General features: G+C 65.8%; 6 protein-coding genes. 4 read left to right on the forward strand and 2 right to left on the reverse strand.

From position 1 onward, the window contains the following. On the forward strand, nucleotides 1-473 hold a 473-nt coding region (locus AC08OT_RS19260), incomplete at its 5' end, for a hypothetical protein (RefSeq protein WP_476594533.1). Between the two features lie 7 nt (nucleotides 474-480). Beyond that, nucleotides 481-1677 carry a M20 family metallopeptidase gene (locus AC08OT_RS19265; protein ID WP_476594534.1) on the forward strand — a complete coding sequence of 399 codons (1197 nt, stop codon included), beginning with the start codon at nucleotides 481-483 and terminating at the stop codon, nucleotides 1675-1677. Nucleotides 1678-1819: 142 nt separating this feature from the next. On the opposite strand, the gene AC08OT_RS19270 is transcribed toward AC08OT_RS19265, so the two are convergent. Beyond that, nucleotides 1820-2098: a hypothetical protein gene (locus tag AC08OT_RS19270; protein ID WP_476594535.1), complete on the reverse strand. Its 279-nt coding sequence runs from the start codon at nucleotides 2096-2098 to the stop codon at nucleotides 1820-1822. Between the two features lie 63 nt (nucleotides 2099-2161). Here AC08OT_RS19270 and AC08OT_RS19275 point away from each other — a divergent pair, with 63 nt between their 5' ends. Further along, on the forward strand, nucleotides 2162-3268 hold the full coding sequence (locus AC08OT_RS19275; protein ID WP_476594536.1) for a radical SAM protein: 1107 nt from the start codon (nucleotides 2162-2164) through the stop codon (nucleotides 3266-3268). A 120-nt stretch (nucleotides 3269-3388) separates the two neighbouring features. Beyond that, on the forward strand, nucleotides 3389-4084 hold the full coding sequence (locus AC08OT_RS19280; RefSeq protein WP_476594537.1) for a hypothetical protein: 696 nt from the start codon (nucleotides 3389-3391) through the stop codon (nucleotides 4082-4084). A 22-nt stretch (nucleotides 4085-4106) separates the two neighbouring features. On the opposite strand, the gene AC08OT_RS19285 is transcribed toward AC08OT_RS19280, so the two are convergent. Further along, the coding region (locus AC08OT_RS19285; RefSeq protein ID WP_476603149.1) for a hypothetical protein at nucleotides 4107-4770 on the reverse strand (664 nt) is incomplete at its 5' end.

Genomic DNA, 4770 nt, shown 5'->3' on the forward strand with positions numbered 1-4770 from the left:
AGGCTATGACCCGCGTCGTCGACACCGCGCAGGAGGTTCTGCTGGTGACCGGGTCGCGATCACGCGATCGGGCCTATCTGGACGCTATTGAAGCGGCGTTGGCCGACCGGCCTGCACTGGTGCACTATCGGGTACTGTTCGGTCCTCCGCACCGGCAGGTACTGAAAGATCACCTGTTACGGCTGCTGACCCTGCGGAACCCAGCCGATCGTGGTCATGGCTACAAGACGTTGCATCTGGGCTTTATCACAGATCAGACGGCGCAGCCAGAGCGCTTTCTGTGCGTGTCGGAACAGGCCGCGGTCACGCCGATTCCCTCGCTGACGTCGGCCGAGGCGTTCGACTCCGGTGTTCTGCTCGGAGCGCAGCCGGCGGCGCGGCTGGTGGATCATGTTCGGCAGTGCTACGCAGCCAGTAGGAGGATTGAGACTGTGGAGGCGGTCGAGGCCCTGCCGGTCCTGCGGGAGAGATGATCCCAGCATGTCAGGTGAGATACGTGCGCTGCTGCGGGCGGCGGAGGCAGACCAGCGATCGGTCGTGGCTTTGACCGCGGACCTGGTGAGAGTGCCCAGCCGTGGCGGGCTGGATCCGACCGGCCCGGTGTTGGAAGGCGCAGCGGGATGGCTTCGTGGCCGCCGACTTCCTGTACGCCGGCTGCACGACTCGTGTGGTGAGCTAGTCGGGGTCGTCTCCGAGGTGGTCGGAGGTCAGCCCGGTCCTCGGCTGGTGCTGGATGCCTGCGTGGACACCGCCCCGTTCGGGGACGAGGATGCCTGGACTTATCCGCCGACCAGCGCCGCCGTTGTGGACGGGTGGATGTGGGGCCGAGGGGCTGCAGATTCGAAGGTGGGTGCGGCTATCTTCTGCCATCTCCTCCTTCGGCTCGCCGTCGGCGCTGACCAGCTCCACGGCGGCGTCACCCTGCTCTTGGACGCCGACGAGCATACCGGCGGCTTCGGGGGCGCCCGCGCTTTCGTCGCCAGCCTCGAAGACACCTCGGCGGACACCCTCGGCGTGATGATCGGCTATCCGGGCGCCGAGCATGTGGTCGTCGGTGGGCGGGGCGTGCTGCGTGCCCGCCTGCTTGTCCACGGGGTGGCGAGCCATTCCGGCGGGTCGGCATGCACTCCGAACGCCATTGTCAAGGCCGCTGACCTCGTCGCCCGCCTCGCCGCCGCACCGCTGCCCGCTCCTGAGGCGCGTTTCCCCACCGGCGGGAAGGTCACGGTCACCGAGATCAGCGGAGGACAGAGCTGGTCGGTGACCCCGGACCTGTGCACCGTCAGCGTCGACCTACGGCTGACCCCAGCTTTCGATGCCGCGGCAGGCGAGGCACTGCTACGGGCAAGTGCTGCTGCGCTGGACGCGGGGTGGCCGCACACCCGGGCCACGGACATCCTTCTCGAGACCTGCTGGCCTCCCTACGCAATGGAGGACACGGCACCGCTGCCAGCCGCGATCCTCGACGCCGCAGCTCAGCTTGGCTTGCAGACCAGACCCAAGGTGGCCGGCCCGTCGAACATAGGGAACTACCTGGCGGGGGTGGGCATCCCTGCCACCGCGGGCTTCGGCGTCAGCTACGAGAACCTGCACGCCGCGGACGAACGTATCCGACTCGACACGATCCCCACCGTTCAGGCCGTTTACCATGCCGCCGCGCTCACCTTGCTGACCTGACAATTGTCAGAACTGGCCTGACAATTTGTCGAAACTTTGTAGGAACTTGTCATCGTCGGTCGCAGCGGCATGCGACGAGTTTCTAGCAAGCTCATGATCTGGAGCTACGCCAGCAGGAACGTCACCCTTCTCGTGTTGTTCGTCACGCGAGAGGGGATGCGGTATGAAAGTTTCTGACACGGCCCTGATCCAGCGTTTCGGTGCCGCCCTTCTCCTGGCCGACGCGCATCACAGCCGGCATGAGGGGGTAGGCGTAGACGATGCCCATGACCTCCTTCTCGATCCCGCTGTCCTCGCCGCATGGTTGGCCGGCCGGGCTGACGGCCGTGTGCGAGTAACCGGCAGCCTGGATCGCCGGCTGGTTTTCTTGGAGCGAGCGGATGGGACGTGGGTCGTGGCGGATTTGTCCGGCCAGCCTCACCGCAGCCGCCGCTGGCCAACCTGGACCACACGGCATCTGAGCCTCGAGAAACCGGATTCGTGGTTGTCACCGGCCCGTCTCGACGAGGCGGGAGTCGTTCGTCTGTCGCGGCCGGTCACGCTGCTGGCCGCCCTGTACCACCCGGAGAATTTCCCACTACCCAGGTTTCCGCTTGGTATCAGCACCGTCGCGCGCGCCGCGCGGTCGACCCTGCTCGGCAGGGTGACGCTGGCCGACATGCAACTCGGTCCCAGCCTCGACGATCTCATCGCGCACGCCACTGCCGGCAAGGTGGACATTCTCGGTATCTCCGCGACCTTCGGCCAGCACGATCTCCTGATCTGCTTCCTGGACGCCGTCCATGCCCTGGCCGAACCGCCGATCGTCGTTGTCGGAGGCAGCCTCACCGCCCGCAACGAATCTCTGCTGCTCGAACGCTACCCACAGCTGCTGATCGCCCGGGCTGCCGGCGAGGCCACCATCGAAGCCATTCTCGGGTACTGGCACGGGGACTGCGACCAGGAACAGATACCCGCCCTCGGCTACACCGGTGCACGCCGCCGCGGCGCGCTCGGCATCAGCCGGCGTCGTTCCAGCACACCAGTGACTCGCGACACCACGACGGACGTCGTACCCGAACTCGACCTCCTCCCGGCGACCTTCACCCATCACGGTGTCGCCCAACTGGAGACCAGCCGGGGCTGCACCTCGTACTGCTCGTTCTGCCCCCGCGGCCACAAGGGCTCCTGGTCCGGCGCGGGCCTCGACCACCTTCCGTGGCTGCTCACCGAGATGCGCGCGGTCTTTACCCGACATCCGAACATCGCCCGGGTGCTGTACCTGGTCGATGAGGAGTTCCTCGGCCGCGACGCCGACGCGGCAACGCGGGCGCTGAATATCGCCCGGCTGCTGCAGGAGGCCGGCTTTGCCTGGGAGTCGAGTTGTCGGATCGACCAGGTTGTCTGCCCGGACCGTGACCTGGACTGGCACGCCGAGCGTGCTGCGATGTGGCGTACCCTCCTCAACCGCGGACTTCGACGCATGCTGTTCGGCGTGGAGTCCGGGGTGGACAGCATTCTGGTGCGCTTCGCGAAACAGACCACTGCCGAGCAGAACGTGCTCGGCATCCGCACCCTGTCAGCGCTGGGGGTCCCGACCCGCTTCACTTAGAATTTGTAATGAAGTAATTAATGCAAGCCAATATGCGTCTTCGCAGGTCACGGGCTCGCGAGGACCCCGAAGTGAACAAGTTATTTCATTCCGAATCCTTACATCACCTTCGACCCGCTGATGAGCCTGGAAGAACTCCGGGCCACCCACGCCTTCCAGAAACGCACAGACCTACTGCTGCGCCCGCAACCACACCTGTCCCCGGCCGAGATCGTACGGGCTGTCCGTAACGATGCGTTCGCCGCCGAAGCCACCACCGGTCATCCCCTGTACCACGGAGTCTCCTACCTCCTGGTCGGCATGGAATGTTTGATCGGCTCCGCGTACACCCGCCGAGCCCGCCAAGCGGGGCTGACCGGGACGGTGACGCCGTCGATGGGCCGGGTCGAGGCGCGCTACGCTGACCGGCGTATCGGTGTCGCCGCCGACTGGGCCCAGCGATGGGTCGACCGCACCTTCGCCTTCGATTACGTTCTCAAGTCACTGGAGAAGCTCCTCGACGGACCTGTCCGCGCCAGCGTGCGGCAGGCACGGGTCGTAGTGAAGGACGCCGCGTTTGCCGTGCTTGGCGACATGATCGCCGCTATCGAGGCACAGCCGGAGAACCCCGACGGTGGGCAGGCATTGTCCACGCGGATCGCCAGCGCCCTCGACGCGCGTTTCGCGCTCCTTCAGGATTGGATGGCGGCCGTCGTCCACGACCTGAGCGGCCAGATGACCGGCCCACACGCCGATTTTCTCCGCCGTGAACACCGACGGTGGGCGGCCACGACGGGCTGGCGGCTGATCAACGCGGCGGACGCCTGCGGGACCTGACCCCGATGGTCGCCCCTACCATTCAGGTGACAGTCTTCTCCGGGATCGGCACCCAGTTAAACTCCGGGCAGAACCTGGCATACGTGACCAGCTTCCAGACTGCGTAGTCCTCCAGCCGGCTGGCTTCCCGCAGCAGATGCTTGACCCAGGTGTGGCAGACCCGCTCCGAATAGGTCATCGCCTGCTCGATCTGATCGAGCATCCGGCAGGCCACGCTGAAGTCTTCGACGGTCAGCGCGCTCAGGTCAATCTCCACGCCGTCCATAGTGAAGGCGAACACTAGCCGGGTCGTCGAGAACCGGGTGTTGCGCTCGCCGATGAAAGGGGCGTGCCCTTCGAGTGCTGTCATCAACGCGGCGCGCTGCTCGACCGGATAGCCGATCCCCAGGTCCAGATCGGAGGTCTCCAAGTTCAGCCTGGTACCGAACGAGCCGACATCGCACGGACAACGGCCGGTCCACTGCTCGATGAGCATCGAGGCCTTCGCGCGCACAGCCTGCAGACGCTCGTCATGAACGCGCATCGCAGTGTAGAAGCGCTCCGCGCGGTCGAACTCGACATCCGGGAAATCGCTGCGGTCGGCCCATCCCTTCGCAGTGATCGCATCTAGATCCAACAGGGTGGTGGGGTGCGAAGTCATCACCCCGGTGACCTTAGCGTTACGCCGGGCAGCGTCGACTAGGGGA

This window comes from Frankia sp. CgJB1, assembly GCF_977947065.1.

Bases quoted from the DNA above. Each gene is read 5' to 3' on its own strand.
- AC08OT_RS19280 (WP_476594537.1), top strand. From the start codon at position 3,389: ATGAGCCTGGAAGAACTCCGGGCCACCCACGCCTTCCAGAAACGCACA.
- AC08OT_RS19265 (WP_476594534.1), top strand. From the start codon at position 481: ATGTCAGGTGAGATACGTGCGCTGCTGCGGGCGGCGGAGGCAGACCAG.